General features: G+C 69.8%; 17 protein-coding genes and 3 tRNA genes. 13 read left to right on the top strand and 7 right to left on the bottom strand.

Translation table 11 applies throughout. The features are described from left to right. Nucleotides 1-8: 8 nt before the first annotated feature. Both ACK4TH_RS06610 and plsY read left to right on the top strand, forming a co-directional pair. Nucleotides 9-1,070 (top strand): aldo/keto reductase, encoded by a 1,062-nt coding sequence (locus ACK4TH_RS06610; protein ID WP_409624036.1) that lies wholly within the window; start codon nucleotides 9-11, stop codon nucleotides 1,068-1,070. A 100-nt stretch (nucleotides 1,071-1,170) separates the two neighbouring features. Further along, on the top strand, nucleotides 1,171-1,812 hold the full coding sequence (plsY, locus tag ACK4TH_RS06605; protein WP_409624083.1) for a glycerol-3-phosphate 1-O-acyltransferase PlsY: 642 nt from the start codon (nucleotides 1,171-1,173) through the stop codon (nucleotides 1,810-1,812). A 9-nt stretch (nucleotides 1,813-1,821) separates the two neighbouring features. Here plsY and ACK4TH_RS06600 read toward each other — a convergent pair whose 3' ends face one another. Further along, nucleotides 1,822-2,763: an HD-GYP domain-containing protein gene (locus ACK4TH_RS06600; RefSeq protein WP_409624034.1), complete on the bottom strand. Its 942-nt coding sequence runs from the start codon at nucleotides 2,761-2,763 to the stop codon at nucleotides 1,822-1,824. Nucleotides 2,764-2,813: 50 nt separating this feature from the next. Continuing rightward, nucleotides 2,814-3,299 (bottom strand): YajQ family cyclic di-GMP-binding protein, encoded by a 486-nt coding sequence (locus tag ACK4TH_RS06595; RefSeq protein WP_409624032.1) that lies wholly within the window; start codon nucleotides 3,297-3,299, stop codon nucleotides 2,814-2,816. 44 nt (nucleotides 3,300-3,343) lie between these two features. Between ACK4TH_RS06595 and murB the strand changes: the two genes are divergently transcribed. Further along, entirely contained in the window at nucleotides 3,344-4,396 is a 1,053-nt protein-coding gene (murB, locus tag ACK4TH_RS06590) for a UDP-N-acetylmuramate dehydrogenase (RefSeq protein ID WP_409624030.1), read from the top strand. A 57-nt stretch (nucleotides 4,397-4,453) separates the two neighbouring features. On the opposite strand, the gene ACK4TH_RS06585 is transcribed toward murB, so the two are convergent. Next, a complete protein-coding gene (locus ACK4TH_RS06585) occupies nucleotides 4,454-4,906 on the bottom strand; it encodes a hypothetical protein (RefSeq protein WP_409624028.1) in 453 nt (150 codons plus the stop codon). A gap of 177 nt (nucleotides 4,907-5,083) precedes the next feature. Here ACK4TH_RS06585 and ACK4TH_RS06580 point away from each other — a divergent pair, with 177 nt between their 5' ends. Continuing rightward, a complete protein-coding gene (locus ACK4TH_RS06580) occupies nucleotides 5,084-6,133 on the top strand; it encodes an alpha/beta hydrolase (protein WP_409624026.1) in 1,050 nt (349 codons plus the stop codon). A 31-nt stretch (nucleotides 6,134-6,164) separates the two neighbouring features. Here ACK4TH_RS06580 and argG read toward each other — a convergent pair whose 3' ends face one another. The 3 genes from argG to ACK4TH_RS06565 all read right to left on the bottom strand — a co-directional run bounded on the left by argG (nucleotide 6,165) and on the right by ACK4TH_RS06565 (nucleotide 8,277). Next, nucleotides 6,165-7,490, bottom strand: a complete 1,326-nt coding sequence (argG, locus tag ACK4TH_RS06575) for an argininosuccinate synthase (RefSeq protein WP_409624024.1) — start codon at nucleotides 7,488-7,490, stop codon at nucleotides 6,165-6,167. A gap of 33 nt (nucleotides 7,491-7,523) precedes the next feature. Beyond that, nucleotides 7,524-7,850, bottom strand: coding sequence for a pyrimidine/purine nucleoside phosphorylase (locus ACK4TH_RS06570; protein ID WP_409624022.1), 327 nt, complete (start codon nucleotides 7,848-7,850; stop codon nucleotides 7,524-7,526). An 82-nt stretch (nucleotides 7,851-7,932) separates the two neighbouring features. Then, entirely contained in the window at nucleotides 7,933-8,277 is a 345-nt protein-coding gene (locus ACK4TH_RS06565; RefSeq protein ID WP_409624020.1) for an ArsC family reductase, read from the bottom strand. Nucleotides 8,278-8,381: 104 nt separating this feature from the next. On the opposite strand from ACK4TH_RS06565, the gene folC reads away from it, so the two are divergent. The 9 genes from folC to ACK4TH_RS06520 all read left to right on the top strand — a co-directional run bounded on the left by folC (nucleotide 8,382) and on the right by ACK4TH_RS06520 (nucleotide 15,466). After that, on the top strand, nucleotides 8,382-9,731 hold the full coding sequence (folC, locus tag ACK4TH_RS06560; RefSeq protein ID WP_409624018.1) for a bifunctional tetrahydrofolate synthase/dihydrofolate synthase: 1,350 nt from the start codon (nucleotides 8,382-8,384) through the stop codon (nucleotides 9,729-9,731). Between the two features lie 3 nt (nucleotides 9,732-9,734). Next, nucleotides 9,735-10,436, top strand: a complete 702-nt coding sequence (locus ACK4TH_RS06555; RefSeq protein ID WP_409624016.1) for an SPOR domain-containing protein — start codon at nucleotides 9,735-9,737, stop codon at nucleotides 10,434-10,436. 3 nt (nucleotides 10,437-10,439) lie between these two features. Beyond that, a complete protein-coding gene (locus ACK4TH_RS06550) occupies nucleotides 10,440-10,928 on the top strand; it encodes a CvpA family protein (RefSeq protein WP_409624014.1) in 489 nt (162 codons plus the stop codon). A gap of 15 nt (nucleotides 10,929-10,943) precedes the next feature. After that, nucleotides 10,944-12,464, top strand: a complete 1,521-nt coding sequence (purF, locus tag ACK4TH_RS06545; protein ID WP_409624012.1) for an amidophosphoribosyltransferase — start codon at nucleotides 10,944-10,946, stop codon at nucleotides 12,462-12,464. Nucleotides 12,465-12,468: 4 nt separating this feature from the next. After that, a complete protein-coding gene (locus tag ACK4TH_RS06540; protein WP_409624010.1) occupies nucleotides 12,469-13,662 on the top strand; it encodes an O-succinylhomoserine sulfhydrylase in 1,194 nt (397 codons plus the stop codon). 33 nt (nucleotides 13,663-13,695) lie between these two features. Further along, a complete protein-coding gene (gene gltX / locus ACK4TH_RS06535) occupies nucleotides 13,696-15,099 on the top strand; it encodes a glutamate--tRNA ligase (protein WP_409624008.1) in 1,404 nt (467 codons plus the stop codon). A gap of 126 nt (nucleotides 15,100-15,225) precedes the next feature. Continuing rightward, nucleotides 15,226-15,301: transfer RNA gene (locus ACK4TH_RS06530), tRNA-Ala, on the top strand. A gap of 8 nt (nucleotides 15,302-15,309) precedes the next feature. Then, nucleotides 15,310-15,385, top strand: a tRNA-Glu gene (locus ACK4TH_RS06525). Between the two features lie 4 nt (nucleotides 15,386-15,389). Continuing rightward, a tRNA-Asp gene (locus tag ACK4TH_RS06520) sits at nucleotides 15,390-15,466 on the top strand. A 112-nt stretch (nucleotides 15,467-15,578) separates the two neighbouring features. Here ACK4TH_RS06520 and ACK4TH_RS06515 read toward each other — a convergent pair. After that, nucleotides 15,579-18,653, bottom strand: a complete 3,075-nt coding sequence (locus tag ACK4TH_RS06515) for an EAL domain-containing protein (protein WP_409624081.1) — start codon at nucleotides 18,651-18,653, stop codon at nucleotides 15,579-15,581. Between the last annotated feature and the right edge of the window lie 2 nt (nucleotides 18,654-18,655).

The following is an 18,655-nucleotide window of genomic DNA, read 5'->3' as shown; positions in this document are numbered from 1 at the left end:
TCCCATCCATGCAACCCGTCACCCTGGCCGCTGGCGGCCTGTCCGTCTCCCCGATCTGCCTGGGGACGATGACGTTTGGCGAGCAGGTCGCCGAGCGCGACGCCCACGCCATCCTCGACCGCGCGCTGGAGCGCGGCGTCAACTTCCTCGACACCGCCGAGATGTATGCCGTGCCGGCGCGCGCCGAGACCTATGGCGCCACCGAGACGATCCTGGGCAACTGGTTCGCCAGCCGCCCCGGCGTGCGCCAGCGCGTGGTGCTGGCCACCAAGGTGGCCGGGCCGTCGCGCGGCATGCCGTGGATCCGCGGCGAGGCCTCGGGCCTGACCAAGGCCGAAATCATCGCGGCGTGCGAGGGCAGCCTGCGCCGGCTGCGCACCGATGTCATCGACCTCTACCAGATCCACTGGCCGGCGCGCAACGTGCCGATGTTCGGCGCGATCACCTTCGATCCGTCGAAGGACCGCCCGTGCGCCAGCATCGCCGAGCAGCTGGAGGCCATGGACGTCCTGGTGCGTGCCGGCAAGGTGCGCTGCGTCGGCCTGTCCAACGAAACGCCGTACGGTGTGCACGAGTTCGTGCGCGTGGCCGAGCAGGCCGGCCTGCCGCGCGTGGTGACGGTGCAAAACCCGTACTGCCTGATCAACCGCAGCTACGAAAACGGCCTGGACGAGACCTGCCACCGCCTCGGCGTGGCGCTGCTGGCGTACTCGCCGCTGGGCTTCGGGCTGCTGACCGGCAAGTACGACGACACCGGGCTGGAGCACGCCGGGCCGCCGCAGGGCCGCCTGGCGCTGTTCGAGAGCATGCGCAAGCAGCGCTGGGGCCGGCCGGAGGCGCTGGCCGCGGCGCGGCGCTACAACGCGCTGGCGCGCGAGCATGGCCTGACGCCGGCGCAGCTGGCGCTGGCGTTCTGCTACCGCAACTGGCGCGTGGCCAGCACCATCATCGGCGTGACGTCGCGGGCGCAGCTGGATGCCTGCCTGGACGCGTGGGACGTGCAGCTCACGCCCGAGCTGCTGCAGGCCATCGACCGCATCCGCTGGGAGGTGCGCGACCCAGCCCAGTGAGCGGCGCGGTATCGCTGGCACGCGTGGCGACGCCTCGGGTAAGCTTGCGGCCCCGGCGTGCGGCCGGGTCCTTGGACGATTTTCAGGAGCCAGGTGGATGATGCAGTGGTGGATGCCCATGGGTGCGGTGGCGCTGGCCTATGCCGTGGGGTCGTTGTCGTTTGCGGTGTTGGTCAGCCGTTTGATGGGGTTGAGTGACCCGCGCACCTACGGCAGCAAGAACCCCGGTGCCACCAATGTGCTGCGCTCGGGCAACAAGGCTGCGGCGGCGCTGACGCTGCTGCTCGATGCGGTCAAGGGCTGGGTGCCGGTGTGGGTGGTCGGTCAATGGGGCGCCGCTTGGGGGCTGGGCGACGGCACGCTGGCAGCCGTCGGGCTGGCGGCTTTTCTGGGGCACCTGTTTCCGGTGTTTTTCCGCTTTCAGGGCGGCAAAGGGGTGGCCACGGCCGCCGGGGTGCTGCTGGCGTTCGAGCCGTGGCTGGGCGTTGCCGTGCTTGCGAGTTGGATTCTGATCGCCGGGTTTTTTCGCTATTCATCCCTGGCGGCCATCGTGGCTGCGGTATTTGCGCCGTTCTATTACTGGTTTGGCGACGGCGCCGCGTGGGATGTGCGCGGCCCGGTGGGGCTGGCGGTCGCGGCCATGAGCCTGCTGCTGTTGTGGCGCCATGCGGGCAACATCCAGCGCCTGTTGGCCGGGCAGGAGAGCAAGATCGGCAGCAAAAAAGGCGGTACCGCCCGCTGACGCCGCGGGTCAGCGCTGCAACGCCAGGCGCGAAAGCTGGAGCAGTCGCGGGTGGTTGAGGCGCACCCGCACCGTAGCGGTTTGCAGCGCGGCTTCGATCGCGGTGGCCTCATCGCCGGTGTCGATCAGCGCGGGCTCCAGCACCGGGTGACCGTCGGCGTCGAGCACGGCGCTCACCCACGGCTCGCCGGGGCGGCCCGAGCGGCGCAGCACCACCGCCACCTGTCCGTCGGCCAGCCGCACGAAGGTCCCGGGAGGGCAGATGCCCAGCGTCTGCAGCAACGCACGCCCGATATCGTCCAGTCGTCCGCCGGGCTGCACCAACAGGGTGCGGGCGGAGTCGGTCAGGTTGCGCCCCGGTCTCGTCTCGCGCGGGCTGATCAGGGCGGTGTAGCGATCCATGCGCTGCAGCAACCGCACCGCGGTATCGTGGCTGTCCGCCTCGTGGTGCAGCTCGACGATGTCCAGCCAACGCGCATCGCGCACACCGCATTCGCGCAGGCACTGGGCGCCGCGCGCCGCGTGGGTGTCGATCAGGGTGCGCTGCTCCTCGGTAGGCGGGTGGGCCTGCGCGGCCAGGGTATCCTGCAGCCGCGTCATGCCGATGTTCATGGTCAGCGCCGCCCGCTCCAGCGCCGCTGCGTCCGGGGCCGACACGCCCACCGCAGGGCCGACCAGTCGGCACATGGCCCAGCACGCCATCGCATGCGACGTGCTGTAGCCGACCGAGGTGGACGCCGCGAGCTGGAACAGCCAATACAGCGTGGCGTCTTCGTCCGTGTCCAGCAAGGCTTCGGCGTCGGCCCGCAGCCGCTCCAGGCGCGGCAGAAAGTCGGCGTACTGCCGTGGGGCGGACAGCAGCGCCGCCAACTGGGCCTCCAGCTCCGTCCAGCGGGCCATCCAGTCCTGCATCGCGCCGTAGATGGGGTCGGGTTGGGCGGTCAAGGCCATGATGGGGGTCCGGTGGGCCGGCAGGTTGGGGGCGTTCGGGCGGCGCTCGCTCAGTCGCGGAAATTCTCGAAGCTCAGGGGCAACTGCGCCATCTCCTTGCGGATCAGGGCGATGGCCGTTTGCAGATCGTCGCGCTTGGCCCCGCTGACGCGCACGGCATCGCCCTGGATGGCGGCCTGCACCTTGAGCTTGCTGCCCTTGATGAGCTGTTGGATCTTCTTGGCGTCCTCGCTGCCGATGCCGCTGCGCACGTGAAAGACCTGCTTGACCCTGTCGCCGCCGATCTTCTCGACCTTGCCCGGGTCCAGGAAGCGCACATCGACGTGGCGTTTGGTGAGCTTGTTGCGCAGGATGTCCTCCACCTGCTGGAGCTGGAAGTCGCTGTCCGCGTGCGCGATGATGTCGTGGTCTTTGAGTTCCACCGCGGCGGACGAGCCCTTGAAGTCGAAGCGGGTGCCGATCTCGCGTTGCGTCTGCTCGACGGCGTTCTTCACTTCGACCAGGTTGGGTTCGAGCACGGTATCGAACGAAGGCATGCGGGGTTCCTTGGGGGCGTGAAGGGGTTTGCGACAATTCGCGCATGGTAGTCGAGAACCATGTGCCGTTGCAGCCCCTGAACACGTTCGGCATCGCGGCGCGCGCGCACCGTTTGGCGCGTATCCGCCGCGAGGACGATGTGTGGGCCCTCGTGCGCCACCCGGACTGGCGCCGGCAGGACACGTTCATCCTGGGTGGCGGCAGCAACATCGTGCTGACCGGCGATGTGCGGCAACTGGTGCTGAAGGTGGAAATCCCCGGGCGGCGTCTGCTGCGCGAGGACGAGCGCGGCTGGTTGGTGGAGGCGGGCGCCGGTGAGCGTTGGCACGCGTTCGTGGATTGGACGCTGCAACAGGGCTGGCCCGGTCTGGAAAACCTCGCCCTCATTCCTGGTACGGTCGGGGCGGCCCCGGTGCAAAACATCGGCGCCTATGGCGTCGAACTGCAGGATCGTTTTCATTCGCTGGATGCGATCGATCTGGAGACGGGCGCACCCCTGACCCTGCGGCACGAGCACTGCGCCTTTGGCTACCGCGATTCGGTGTTCAAACACGAGCGCGCGGGCGAGCGCGGCATGGGGCTCAAGGGCCGCGCGCTGATCACCCGCGTGCGCTTCTGGCTGCCGCGGCAGTGGCGCCCCCAGTTGGGGTATCACGACCTGGAGCGCAAGGTGGCCGAGACCGGCATCGCCCACCCGACGCCGCGCCAGGTGTTCGACTGGGTCTGCGAGATTCGCCGCGCCAAACTGCCCGACCCTGCGGTGCTCGGCAACGCCGGCAGCTTTTTCAAGAACCCGACCGTCACGCCCGAGCAGTGCGCCGACATCATCGGTCGCGATCCCAAGGTGGTGCACTACCCCATGCCCGACGGCACGGTCAAGCTGGCCGCCGGGTGGCTGATCGATGCCTGCGGCTGGAAGGGCAAAACCGTCGGCCACGCCGGCGTGTACGACAAGCAGGCGCTGGTGCTGGTCAATCGTGGCGACGCCGAACACCCCTGCACGGGCGGGGAGGTGATGACGCTGGCGCGGCTGATCCAGACCAGCGTTTATGAGCGCTTTGGCATCCGGCTGGAGCCGGAGCCGGTGGTGATCTGAACCCTCGCCTCGCGGGGGGCCGGTGGGCGGGGCTGGCCGGTCCGGTCGGCAGACGACTCAGGCCGCCAGCGGCTCGGGCAGCACGGTCGAGTGGTCGGGCACGGCAGCGGCCTCGGGACGGCTGGCACGCCGGTCCGCCGATGCCTGCAGCGAATCGACCATGGCCTGCGCGTGCGGCTGGCCTTCGCGCACCAGCCGGGCGAAATCGTCCAGCGCGCGCTGACGCGCTTTTTCCATGCGCTGCGACGGGTTGCCCATGGCGGCGCTGCCCTCGCGTTCGGCACAGGCCACGGTGGCACGGCTCAGCCAGTCCTGCGTGTGTCCGCAAGAGGGGCAAACCAAGCCTTGACGCTGGGCCACCAGCACGCCCAGGTAGCCGCCCGCAAAGGCATGTCGGCCATCTTTCGCATTCGGGCAAGTCAGCGGGTGAATGGGCGACGGGATCACCCCCGCCTGCATGCGATTGATCTGGTCGATCACTGGCGGGTCGAAGGGGGCGTGCAGCCACATGGCGGATCTCCTGTGAGAATGGCCCGGCGTCGAGCCGGGTGACCGCATTCTTCGAAACAAGCCGCGCACTGCCAAGGGGTTCTTGCAATGAGAGACGGTTGTTACGGCCGGTTACAGTCACGGGCCAGGGGCGCGGCCCCGCTCGGGCGTCAACGTTTCGTCATTTTTGGAGTTGCCATGTCCGTTCCATCGCCATCCCAGACCGGTGCGCGGGGGGCTGCGCGCCCGACGGCCCCGACGGGGCGCCTGCGCCGCTGGGCGACGGGCCTGATGGCCGTGGTGGGGGTGCTGGCGGTGCTGTGGTTCGCCGGCCCTCGGTATGCCTATGGCCCCGACGAGCCCGCGCCCCGCGCGCGTCCGCCCGCGGCGCTGGCCGAACTGGACGGCTGGCTGGCCGCGCAGGAGGCGACCCACCCCGGTTTGCGCCCGGGTACGGCCAAGGGCATCGTCTGGCACGGTGCCCCCGGCACGCGCACCCCCTGGGCCGTGGTGTACCTGCATGGGTTTACCGCCAGCCGGGTGGAGACCGCCCCCCTGGCCGAACGGGTGGCGCAAGACCTCGGGGCCAACCTGTTCCACACGCGGCTGGCGGGCCACGGGTTGCCCCCAGCGGCGCTGGTGGCCGTCGCCCCGCAGGACTGGCTGGCCGACGCGGTCGAGGCGGTGCGTATCGGTCACGCGATCGGCGAGCGGGTATTGGTGATCGGCACCTCCACCGGCGGGACGTTGGGCGCGTGGCTGGCCTTGCGGCCGGATGCGGCTGGCGTGCCGGTGGCGCGGCAGGTGTGGATATCACCCAACTTCGGGCCGGCGGACAAACGCACCGAGCTGCTGAATGGCCCCTGGGGGGCGCAACTGGCGCAGGCCATCACGGGCGGTACGGTCGGCGCGCCCAGCGACGACCCGCGCATCGAGGCGGGTTGGACCCGTGTCTACCCGGTGCAGGCGTTGTTGCCGATGATGGCACTGGTGCAGCGCGTGCGCGAGGCGGATGCGTCCACCATACAGACGCCGGTGCTGGTGCTGTACAGCCCGCGCGACCGCACGGTCGATCCGGGCCTGACCGAGGCGCTGTTCGCCCGCTTGGGCAGCCCCGTCAAGCGTCTGGAACGGGTGGAGGACAGCACCGACCGCGAACAGCATGTGATTGCGGGCGACCTGCGCTCGCCCAACACGACGCAACGCCTGGCGGCACGCATCGTGCGCTGGGCGCGCGACGGGACGTGACGGCGCGCGGGCAGCGCGCAAGTGGCAAGTGTCAACCGCCGAGCTTGAGCAGATCGCCGTCCTTGCCGATCGCCAACAGGCCAGCCTGGGTGTAAATGGACAGCTTGTCGCGCGTGTCGGTGATGTCCAGGTTGCGCATGGTGAGTTGACCGATGCGGTCGCGCGGCGTGAACACCGAGGCGCCCTTTTCCATCGTCAGCCGCTCTGGGTGGTAGGTCAGGTTGGGGCTTTCGGTGTTGAGGATGGAATAGTCGTTGCCCCGGCGCAGCTCCAGCGTCACTTCGCCGGTGATGGCGCGTGCCACCCAGCGCTGCACGGCCTCGCGCAGCATAATGGCCTGCGGATCGAACCAGCGGCCCTGGTAGAGCAGGCGGCCGAGCTTGCGGCCGTTGTCGCGGTACTGCTCGATGGTGTCCTCGTTGTGGATGCCGGTGACCAGCCGCTCGTAGGCGATGAACAGCAGCGCCATGCCGGGGGCCTCGTAGATGCCGCGGCTCTTGGCCTCGATGATGCGGTTTTCGATCTGGTCGCTCATGCCCAGGCCGTGGCGCCCGCCGATGCGGTTGGCCTCGAGGAACAGCTCCACCAGATCCGGGTATTCGCGGCCGTTGAGGGCCACCGGGCGGCCTTCCTCGAAGCGCACCGTGACCTCTTCGGGCTGGACGTCGACCTCGGGCTTCCAGAACGCCACGCCCATGATGGGGTTGACGATGCGGATGCCGGAGTTCAGGTGCTCCAGGTCCTTGGCCTCGTGCGTGGCGCCCAGCATGTTGCTGTCGGTGCTGTAGGCCTTTTCCACCGACATCTTGTAGTCGAAGCCGTTGCGGATCAGGAACTCCGACATTTCCTTGCGGCCGCCCAGCTCATCGATGAACGTCTGATCCAGCCACGGCTTGTAGATCTGCAGCGCGGGGTTGGTGACGAGGCCGTAGCGGTAGAAACGCTCGATGTCGTTGCCCTTGTAGGTGGAGCCGTCGCCCCAGATGTGGACGTCGTCCTCCTTCATCGCCGCGACCAGCATGGTGCCGGTGACCGCACGGCCGATCGGCGTGGTGTTGAAGTAGGTCACGCCCGCGGTGCTGATGTGGAAGGCGCCGCACTGCAGCGCCGCCAGCCCTTCGGAGGCGAGCTGCGGGCGGCAGTCCACCAGGCGCGCCTTCTCGGCCCCGTAGGCCAGGGCGCGTTTCGGGATCGCGTCGTAGTCCGGCTCGTCCGGCTGGCCCAGGTTGGCCGTGTAGGCGTAGGGGATGGCGCCCTTTTGGCGCATCCACAACAGGGCCGCGCTGGTGTCGAGGCCGCCGGAAAATGCGATGCCGACCTTCTGGCCGACGGGCAGGCTTTGCAGGATGGTGGACATGGCCGTGCAACGTTGGGGATAGGGGGGAGGGTGTCAGCCGAAATGGCAGATGTAGTGGTAGGGTTCGCCGTCGACGCGGATCTGGAAGCTGGACTGCCCCGGCACGGCAAAGCGCTCGCCGGGGCCGAAGCGCCGCCACTCGCTGTCGCCGGGCAGCAGCACCTCGCAGTGTCCGCCCACGCCTTCCATGATTTCCGGCGCGCCGGTGTTGAAGGTGAGGGTGGACGGCAGAATGACCCCGACCGACTTGCGGGTGCCGTCGGCGAGCGTCAGGCTGTGGCTGACGCACTTGCCGTCGAAATAGACGTTGGCGCGCGTGGAGACGGCCGCGCCGCTGAGGGTGTCGGTGATGGCGTTCATGGTGCGCCGATTGTAGGCGCTGCATCCCCGCGCCCTGGCGACCTGGGGGCGTGGCGCGGTGCCGCACGCGTGCGGCGGCGGGTCAGCAGCGGCGTTGCCAGTCGTCGGGGTCGAAGCCCGCCGTGACGGCCTCGCCCCACTCCACGACCGGCCGGCGGATCACGCTGGGCTTAGCCAGCATCAGGGCCCGGGCACTGGCCGCGTCGGTCACGCCGGCCCGGGTGGCGTCGTCGAGCTGGCGCCAGGTGGTGCCGCGGCGGTTGAGCAGCGCCTCCCACCCCAGGGCTGCCAGCCAGGCATCGAGCCGTGCCACCGGTACGCCCTGTTTTTTGAAGTCGTGAAAAGCGTGCTCGACGCCCCGCGCCACGAGCCAGGCGCGGGCTTTCTTCACGGTTTCGCAGTTGGGGATGCCGTAGACATGGATCATGTTTGCATCGTAGCGCAAGGGCCTGCGCGCGGCGGTGCGTTTGGTGGGCCTGGGGCAAACAGGCTTGGCACAATGCGGGTTTTCCCCGCGCATGGGCCGACCCGATGACCACGACCCCCCTAGATTCTGCGTTGTCGCCCCCCGACGCCACCTCGCCGCTTGCTCACTGGCTGGCCCATTTGGAGCGGTTGCATGGGCAGCGCATCACGCTGGGGCTGGAGCGGGTGCAGGCCGTCGCCCGACGCCTGGGCGATGCCGTGCAGCCGCGCTGTCCCGTGATCACCGTGGCGGGCACCAACGGCAAGGGATCCACCTGCGCGATGCTCGAGGCCATCTACCGCCAGGCGGGCTACCGCACGGGGCTCTACACCTCGCCGCATCTGGTCGATTTCGAAGAGCGCGCCCGGCTGGATGGCGTGCCGATGGCGGCGGCCGATCTGGTGCCGTCCTTCGCGGCGGTGGAGGCGGCCCGGACCGCGGGCGAGGCTGTCGCGCTCAGCTACTTCGAGTTCACCACCCTGGCGCTGGTGCATGCGCTGCTGGCGCGACGCCCGGATGTGCTGATCCTGGAGGTGGGCATGGGCGGGCGGCTGGATGCCGTCAACCTGTGGGATGCGGACTGCGCCGTCATCACCAGCGTCGATCTGGATCACGTGGAGTACCTGGGACCCGACCGCGAGGCGATCGGCTACGAGAAGGCGGGCATCGTGCGCACCGGCCGTCCGGTCGTGGTGTCCGACCCCGTGCCGCCGCGCAGCGTGATCGATCGCGCCATCGAGGTGGGAGCGGATGTGTGGCTGGCGGGGCGCGACTTTCGCCACGCGGGTGACCGACAGCAGTGGAACTGGCAGGGCCGAACGCGCCGCTACAGCGGGCTGGCCTATCCGGCCCTGCGCGGGGTCAACCAGTTGGTCAATGCCGCCGGCGCGCTCGCGGTGCTGGAGGCCCTGCATCCCCGCCTGCCGGTGGCCGCCCAGGCGGTGCGGCAGGGGCTGGCTCTGGTGGAGTGGGTTGGGCGCTTCCAGATCGTGCCGGGTCAGCCGGTGATCGTGCTGGACGTGGCACACAACCCGCACGCGGCCGCGGCCCTGGCCGAGAACCTGGATGCGATGGGCTTTTACCCGCAGACGCAGGCGGTGTTCGGCGCCATGGCCGACAAGGCCGTGCGGCCGATGCTCGAGCGGCTCGATCCGTTGATCGACGCCTGGCATTTTTGCGATTTGCCCACGGCCCGGGCCGCCCGCGCCACCGATCTGTACGGACTGTGGCAGGCCGCCACGCGCCGACGCGACGCCCAGGCGGCCGTGCATTCGGACCCCACCGCCGCCTTGCGGTCTGCGGTCGCGGGGGCGGACCCCGCTGGTAGAATCGTGATTTTCGGATCCTTCTACACGGTGGGCGGCGTGCTGCAACACGGGTTGCCGCGCCTGGGCGCCAAGCACCTGCAGGGCTGACGCATGTTTCAACTCCGCTCCGGCTCCGGCCCATCGCCCGCCTCGCCGGGAGGCGGGCGACAGCAACCGCCGCCGTCGATCGAGACGCTGCGCCGGCGCGCCCGCCAGCGGCTGATCGGGGCGGCCGTGCTGGTCGCCGCGGCCGTCATCACCTTGCCGTTGGTGCTGGAGTCGCAGCCCAGGCCCATCCCCGTCGACATCGCCATCGAGATCCCGGCGCGTCAGTCCGTCGCGCCGCTGGAGCCGCCGTACGGCCATGCGGCCGCCCTGCCAAGGCCTGCCGAGGCGCCTGCGGCGGAGTCGGCGCCAACCGTTCCCGCGGCAACCCCGGCGCCGGCAGCGGCTCCGCGGCCCGCGGCCGCTGCCGAGGGCGATGCCGCACCACCGGCGGCCGTCCAGGCGTCGGCCCCCACCCCAGCCCCGACGGCTGCCGTGACCCCGGCGCCCCCCTCCGCGCGCACCGACGCCGAGGCCAAGGTCCGCGTGGTCGTGCAGGTGGGGGCTTTCGCCGAGGCCGCGCGCGCGCAGGAGGTGCGCCGGCGCCTCGAGCGGGCGGGCCTCAAGACCTACACCCATGTGGCGGACACCCCCGAAGGCAAGCGCATCCGGGTACGCGTCGGGCCATTCGACACGCGGGCCGAGGCGGAAAAGGTGGCGGAGAAGGTCAAGGGCCTGGGCTTGCCGGCCGCGGTGCTGACGCTTTGAGCCATGGCCGCGGTGGATGTCATCCTGCTGGCGGTGATTGCGGCGTCGGTCGTGCTCGGCTGGTGGCGCGGGCTGCTGTACGAGGTGCTGTCCGTGCTGGCCTGGGTGGCCGCCTTCGTCGTCGCCCAGCGCTGGGCGCTGGAGGCGGCGGCGTGGTTGCCGTCGTCGGCCGAATGGAGCGATCCCCTGCGGTATGCCGCCGGGTTTGCCGTGCTGTTCGTCGCCACGGCGTTTGCCGGGGGGCTGCTCGCCTGGCTCGTGCGGCAGGGGACGCAGGCGGTCGGCTTGCGGCCCATCGACCGTGTGCTGGGTGGGGTGTTCGGGGTGTTGCGCGGCGTGCTGCTGCTGATGGCGGCGACGCTGCTGGTGCAGCTCACCCCCTGGGTGGACAGCCCCGCCTGGCGCGAGGCGTGGGGGCCGCGGTGGTTGGGACAGGGGCTGCAGGCGGTGAAAGTGCTGGTGCCGGCCCCGGTGGCCGTGTATTTTCCGTAGTTCGAGGACAACGACATGTGTGGCATCGTTGGCGTGGTCAGCGCCCAGCCGGTCAATCAGCTCATCTATGACGCCTTGCTGCTGCTGCAGCACCGGGGGCAGGATGCGGCGGGCATCGTGACGCAGCTGGGGCACAAGTTCTTCATGCACAAGGCCAAGGGCATGGTGCGCGACGTGTTCCGCACGCGCAACATGCGGGCCTTGCCGGGCAACTGCGGGCTGGGTCAGGTGCGCTATCCCACCGCCGGCAATGCCGCCAGCGAGGAGGAGGCACAACCCTTCTACGTCAACGCCCCGTTTGGCCTGGTGCTGGCGCACAACGGCAACCTCACCAACGCCCACGCGCTCAAAGAGGAGCTGGCCCGCCTGGACCACCGGCACATCAACACCGAGAGCGACTCCGAGGTGCTGCTCAACGTGCTGGCGCACGAGCTGGAGCGCGCCACCCGGGGCGTGCCGCTGCAGATCGACGACGTGTTTGCCGCCGTCTCGGCGGTGCACCGGCGACTGCGGGGGTCGTATGCCGTCGTGGTGCTGATCGCCGGCCACGGCATGCTGGTGTTCCGCGACCCGTTCGGCATCCGGCCGCTGTGCATCGGCCGCGGCCCGGACGGCACGGTGATGGCGGCCAGCGAGTCGGTGGCGCTGGAGGGCACCGGTCACCGCTTCGAGCGCGACGTCGCCCCGGGCGAGGCGATCTTCGTCACGCTGGACGGCCAGATCCACGCGCGCCAGTGCGCCGACGCGCCGCGCCACCATCCGTGCATCTTCGAGTTCGTGTATCTGGCGCGGCCCGACTCGGTGATCGACGGCATCTCGGTCTACCAGGCGCGGCTCAACATGGGCGAGACGCTGGCCACGCGCGTCGTCTCCACCGTGCCGCCGGGCGAGATCGACGCCGTCATCCCGATTCCCGAATCCAGCCGTCCGGCGGCGATGGAGGTGGCGCGCCTGATCGGCCGCCCGTACCGCGAGGGCTTCGTGAAGAACCGATACGTCGGCCGCACCTTCATCATGCCGGGGCAGGCGGTGCGCAAGAAGTCGGTGCGCCAGAAGCTCAACGTCATCGCCAGCGAGTTCGCCGGGCGCAATGTGCTGCTGGTGGACGACTCCATCGTGCGCGGCACCACCAGCCGCGAGATCGTGCAGATGGCGCGCGAGGCCGGCGCGCGCAAGGTGTACCTGGCCAGCGCCGCCCCCCCGGTGCGCTACCCCAACGTCTACGGCATCGACATGCCGACGCAGGAGGAGCTGGTGGCGCACGGCCGCTCGGTGGAGGAGGTGCGCCAGCTGATCGGCTGCGACGCGCTGATCTACCAGGACGTCGAAGCGATGAAGCGCGCGGTGGCCACGCTCAACCCGCGGCTGTGCGGCTTCGAGGCATCGTGCTTCGACGGTGTGTATGTGACGGGCGATGTGACCCTGGAGACCGTCACGGCAATGAATGCGCCGCGCCAGGCGGCCGCCAAGGCCGATCCCGCCGACGAGGACGGTGGTGGCTCGCGTCTGACGCTGCCCAACGCGCAGGAGGCCTGAGCCCGTGGCGCTGCACCCCGAGACCGCCGCGGTGCGCGTGGCCGTGCCGCGCTCGCCTTACGGCGAAAACGCCGAAGCGCTGTTTCTCACCAGTGGCTACGTGCAGCCCAGCGCCGAGGCGGCGGCCGCGCGCTTTGCCGGCGAGGAGGACGGCTACACCTACGGCCGCTACGGCAACCCCACGACCGCCAGCTTCGAGCAGCGGCTGGCGGCGCTGGAGGGCACCGAGGCGGCGATTGCCACGTCCTCCGGCATGGCGGCGATCCTGATGCTGGCACTGGGCCTGCTGCAGGCCGGCGACCACGTGCTGTGCTCGCGCTCGATGTTCGGCGCGACGATCAAGCTGATCGGCAGTGACCTGGCCAAGTTCGGCGTGCAGGCCACCTTCGTGCCGCAGACCGACCTCGACGCCTGGCGCGCGGCGGTCACACCTCGCACGCGGCTGCTGCTGGCCGAGACGCCGACCAATCCGCTGACCGAGGTGTGCGACATCGCGGCCTTGGCCGGCATCGCGCACGCCGCCGGGGCGTGGCTGGCGGTGGACAACTGCTTTGCCACGCCGGCGCTGCAGCGCCCGGCCGAATTCGGCGCCGACATCGTCATCCACTCCGGCACCAAGTTCCTCGACGGGCAGGGGCGCGTGATGGCCGGCGCGCTGTGTGCCAGCCGCGCGCTGGTGGAGGACAAATTCCTGCCGGTGCTGCGCAGCGCCGGCATGACGCTGGCGCCGTTCAACGCCTGGGTGGTGCTCAAGGGCCTGGAGACGCTGCACCTGCGCCTGCGCGCGCAAAGCGCCACCGCGCTGGCGCTGGCGCAGTGGCTGCAGGCGCACCCGGCGGTGGCGCGCGTGCACCACCCAGGGTTGCCGAGCCACCCGCAGCACGCGCTGGCGATGCGCCAGCAGGGCGGCTGCGGCGGTGCCATCGTCTCGTTCGAGGTCCGGGCCGCCAGCCCTGAGGAAGGGCGGGCGCGGGCGTTCGCGGTGCTGGACGCGCTGCGGCTGGCCTCGCTGTCCACCAACCTCGGCGACACCAAGACGCTGTGCTCGCACCCGGCCAGTACCTCGCACGGGCGCCTGACCGAAGCGCAGCGCCAAGCCGCCGGCATCACGCAGGCGCTGATCCGCATCTCGGTCGGGCTGGAACATCTGGACGACCTCACCGCCGACCTGGCGCGCGGCCTGGATGCGCTCGTCTGACGAGCCAGCGCGACCCTCCGATCCCGATCCATCATGACGCAACGAGTCCGCACCCGCTTCGCCCCGTCGCCAACGGGCTTCATCCACCTCGGCAACATCCGCTCGGCGCTCTATCCGTGGGCGTTTGCGCGCGCCCACGGCGGCGACTTCATCCTGCGCATCGAGGACACCGACCAGGAACGCTCCACCGACGAGGCGGTGCGCGTGATCCTGGAAGCGATGGAATGGCTGGGCCTGACCCCCGACGAGGGACCCTACTACCAGATGCAGCGCATGGACCGCTACCGCGAGGTCATCGCGCAAATGCTGCAGGCGGGGCTGGCCTACCACTGCTACATGACGCCGCAAGAGCTGGAGGCCCTGCGCGAGCGCCAGATGGCCGCCAAGCTCAAGCCGCGCTACGACGGCACCTGGCGCCCCGAGCCGGGCAAGGTGCTGCCCACGCCCCCCAGCGGCGTGCTGCCGGTGATCCGCTTCAAGAACCCGCTTGCCGGCAGCGTCGTGTGGGACGACAAGGTCAAGGGCCGCATCGAGATCCGCAACGACGAGCTGGACGACCTGGTCATCGCGCGCCAGGCGCCGGTCGGCCAGATCGGCGTGCCGACCTACAACTTCTGCGTCGTGGTGGACGACATCGACATGCGCATCACGCACGTGATCCGCGGCGACGACCACGTCAACAACACCCCGCGCCAGATCAACATCATCCGCGCGCTCGGCCACGAGCCGCCGGTGTACGCCCACCTGCCCACCGTGCTCAACGAGCAGGGCGAGAAGATGAGCAAGCGCCACGGCGCCAAGCCGGTGACGTGGTACCGGGAGGCCGGCTTCCTGCCCGACGCGATGATCAACTACCTGGCGCGGCTGGGCTGGAGCCACGGCGACGACGAGATCTTCACGCGCGAGCAGTTCCTGCAGTGGTTCGACCTCGACCACCTGGGCCGCAGCGCCGCGCAGTTCGACGAGGCCAAGCTGCGCTGGGTCAACGCGCAGCACATGAAGATGACGCCCGATGAGCGGCTGGCGCCGCTGGTGGCCGAGCAGCTGGCGCGCCGCGGCGTGCAGGCCGACGAGCGGCTGCCGGCGATCTGCGGCCTGTTCAAGGATCGCTGCGACACCACGGTGGCGCTGGCGGATTGGGCGCAGCCGTACTACCAGGCCCCGACCCCGGGCGCCGAGGACCTGGCGCAGCACGTCACCGACGCGGTGCGTCCGGCGCTGGCCGACCTGCGCCAGCGCCTGGCCGACGTGCCGTGGACGGCGGCCGACATCGCCGCGGCGCTGAAGGCGACGCTGGCCAGCCACGGCCTGAAGATGCCGCAGCTGGCGATGCCGGTGCGCGTGCTGGTGATGGGCGTGGCGCAGACGCCGTCGGTGGATGCGGTGCTGGCGCTGCACCGGCGCGAGGACGTGCTGGCGCGGCTGGCCGCGGTCTGAGCGGGGGGCGCAAAAAAATCGTCTTCGTCTTCAAAACGCCTCGAAAATGTGTCTATAATGCAGGTCTTGCTGATGCACGACGGATTTCGAAAACGACAACGAAATCATCGACAACAGCAGGCCCGTGGGGGTATAGCTCAGCTGGGAGAGCGCTTGCATGGCATGCAAGAGGTCAGCGGTTCGATCCCGCTTACCTCCACCACGAACACAGACCCTATCGTCTAGAGGCCTAGGACATCACCCTTTCACGGTGAGTACCGGGGTTCGAATCCCCGTAGGGTCGCCACATTGGAGCGGTAGTTCAGTTGGTTAGAATACCGGCCTGTCACGCCGGGGGTCGCGGGTTCGAGCCCCGTCCGCTCCGCCACACACCACAGCCCATGCGCCCCGTGCCCATGGGCTGTTTGCTTTCCTAGATCCAGACCACGTCGCATCGGCCTGTTGGCGCTTGGGAGCAGCGGTCGCCGCTCGGAGTGCCGTCAAGGGCGGGCGGCCTGCGAGGCGTCCACGAAGCGAGCAAATGCCTCCCACGGCATCGGGCGCGCAAAGTGAAAGCCTTGCACGTCCAGCGGAGCGTGAGGCTCCAGAAAGGCCAGTTGGGCGGCGGTCTCCACCCCTTCCACGACCACCCGGGCGTTCAGGGCGGCCGCAATCTCGAGCACGGCCGTCACGATGCGCTCGCTCGGCCCGCCGGTGCCGACGTGGTCCGTGAAGCGCTTGTCGATTTTGAGCTCGTCCACCGGCGTGCGCAGCAAGTAGGCCAGGCTCGAATACCCGGTGCCAAAATCGTCCAGCGCCACGAGAGCGCCGCGCTCGCGCACCCGCTGCAGCCAGCTCAGGGTCGAGGGGCTGTCGGCCATCCAAACCGACTCGGTCACCTCAATGGTCAGGTGGGGCAGGGCGGCACCGTGTTCGTCCAGCCATTCGCGCAGGGCGCTGTCACCAAACTGCGTGGCCGAGACGTTGACCGACAACCGAAAATCGTCGCCCCAACGCGCCGCGGCCTCCATCGCGGCACGGGCCGTTTCGCGCAGCACCCAGGCGCCGATGCGGCGGATCTGGCCACTGGACTCGGCCACACCGATGAACTCGGCCGGCGACACGAGGCCGCGCTCCGGCTGACGCCAGCGCAGCAGTACCTCGGCGCCGCGCACTTGGCGCTGCGGCAAGGTGACCAGGGGCTGGTAGTGCAGTTCGAACTGGCCCTGGGCCAGTGCCTGCTCCAGGCCGGCCTTGATTTCCGCCAGACGCCGGGTGCGGCTCTCCATCTGCGGCGAGTAAAACCGCATCCGGTCGCGGCCGCCGTTCTTGGCCGCGTACATGGCCGTGTCGGCCATGCGCAGCAGCTCTTCCGGTGTCTCGCCGTCGGAGGGGTGGGCGGCGATGCCGACGCTGCCGCTCAGCCGCAGGGTCTGGTCGCCCACATGGAAAGGCTGGCGCAGCGAATGCAGCACGGTGTCGGCGATCCGCTCGACCACCAGGGGCGACTCCGCCCCGTCGATCAGCATCACGAACTCGTCACCGCCAAAGCGCGCGATGGTGTCGTTCGGCCGCAGGGTTCGGCGGATGCGCGACGCCGTCTCGACGAGGACAGCGTCGCCCATCTCGTGCCCATGCACATCGTTGACCTCTTTGAAGCCGTCCAGGTCGCAGAACATCACGTAGACCGGATGGCCGTCGCGCTGCGCCCGCAACAGCGCCTGCTCCAGCCGGTCCCGGTACAGGCTGCGGTTGGGCAGCCCGGTCAGGGCGTCGTAGTTGGCCTGGCGAAAGATGGTCTGCTCGCGCAGCTTGGCCTCTTCGATGTTTTCGAGCAAGACCACCACCAGATCGCCCGTTCCCAGCGCGTGCCGGGCCAGTGACAGGTGTTGCCGTGTCCAGCGCTGGGCGCCTTCGCGGGTGTGCAGGCGTTGCTCCAGCGGCGGCGGCGAGCGCCCGCTGAGCAGCGAGCGCCACTGCACCTGCATACCGCCCCGGTCATCGACGTCCACCCAGTCGATCCAGCGGGTGCCGCGCACCTCGGCGTCGGTGGCGCCCAGCCGCAGGGTCAGCGCGCCGTTGCATTCGATGACCACGCCGCTGCTGTCGCACACCGCGATGCCGACGCTGGGGTTGTCCCAAACCGCCTGCAGCCGCGCGTGGGCGCTGCGCTCGCGTTGCTCGAGCTGGACCATCTCTGTCACATCCAGCAGCGACGCGGCAATCAGCGAGGTCTCGCCATCGCTGGCGGTGATACGGCTGGCACGTTCCTGCAGGTGGCGCCAGCCGCCGTCGCGCGTTTGCACCCGATAGCGCTGCGTCCATTGCGGGACCGTGCCGTCGCGCCATCGGTCGATGACACGGGCGCGTTCGTCGCTGGCGATCGCGTCGATCCACGCCCCGAGCTTGGGCGGCGTCGGGGTCGCGTCGGCCGGGCCGAACCAGTCCTGATAGCGGTGGGAGGCGTAGATCAACCGCTCGTTGCGGGGGTCGAACAGCAGGACCGCCTCGTGCAGCGCCTCGGTCAGCGCACTGAGCCGGCTCTGGAGTTCCAGTCGGGCTTTCTCGGCGCTTTGCAGCTCCGTCAGGTCGGTGACGGAGAGGACGTAGCCGGTGCGCGCGTCGTGGGTTTGCCAGGGCACCAACTGCACCAGATAGCGCGCCTGGGCCAGCTCGATCTGGCCCTGCCAGGGGCCGGGCGCCCCTTTGGCCACATGCTCCACCAGTTCCCCCGGCCAGGGGAAATGCCGGTCGTCGAACGCCCAGGGCAGGCCCAGTTGCGCCTCGCGCAGCACGAGCATGTCCTGCGCCGTCCGGTTGTAGCGCAGCAACCGCCGCTCGTGGTCCAGCACGGCGAGGGCGGTGCCCGCGCTTTCCTGCACGGCGTGCAGCAGGTCATTGAGCTGTTGCTGCTCGCGCAGCGAGCGGTCCAGCTCCTCGTTGAGGGTGCGCAGTTCCTCGTTGGACGCTTCCAGTTCTTCGTTGGAGGCCTCCAGCTCCTCGTTGGCGGCTTCCAACTCTTCGGAGGTGACGCTCAACGCCTCGTTGACCTGCTGCAACTGGCGCTGGCTGTGCTCGAGCGCCTCGATCAGGCTTTGCAGGCGTTCTTCGTGCAGCCCATACGGCTCGTCGGGCGCGGGCGGCGGCCGCCCAGACCCGTCGGTGTCCGCGCTGGACGGGCGGCCGAAACTGACGATCAGATAGGCGTCCTGTCCTTGCTCGAGCCGGGCGGCTTCGAGCACGTACGCGGGCCGCTCCGCGATGGGCGGCAGGGGTACGCGCACGGCGGACTCCTGCGTGATCAACAGGCGGTGCAGCGCCAATTGCACATCGCGCCGCCACGCGGCCGGCACCAAGTTGGGCAGGGCCAATTCCGCCGTCGGGCCGGCCGGCCAATGCAACAGGCCCTCCATGGGGCCGACCACGTGCAGGGGGTGGCCCTCGCGGTCCACCAGCACGGTGGGCGCGGCATAGCGGCCGATCAGGTAGCTCAGCAGGCGCTCGCGCAAGTCGTTTTCCAGCCGGTCCACCGGGCCCAACTGCGGCGGCGTCGCGGGGTGCAGGGGGGCGACCATGC

Origin of the sequence: Tepidimonas sp., assembly GCF_046292505.1 — a bacterium.
Classification (GTDB): domain Bacteria; phylum Pseudomonadota; class Gammaproteobacteria; order Burkholderiales; family Burkholderiaceae_C; genus Tepidimonas.
Note: the sequence above shows the minus strand (reverse complement) of the source record. Positions and strands in the feature narration are given on the sequence as shown.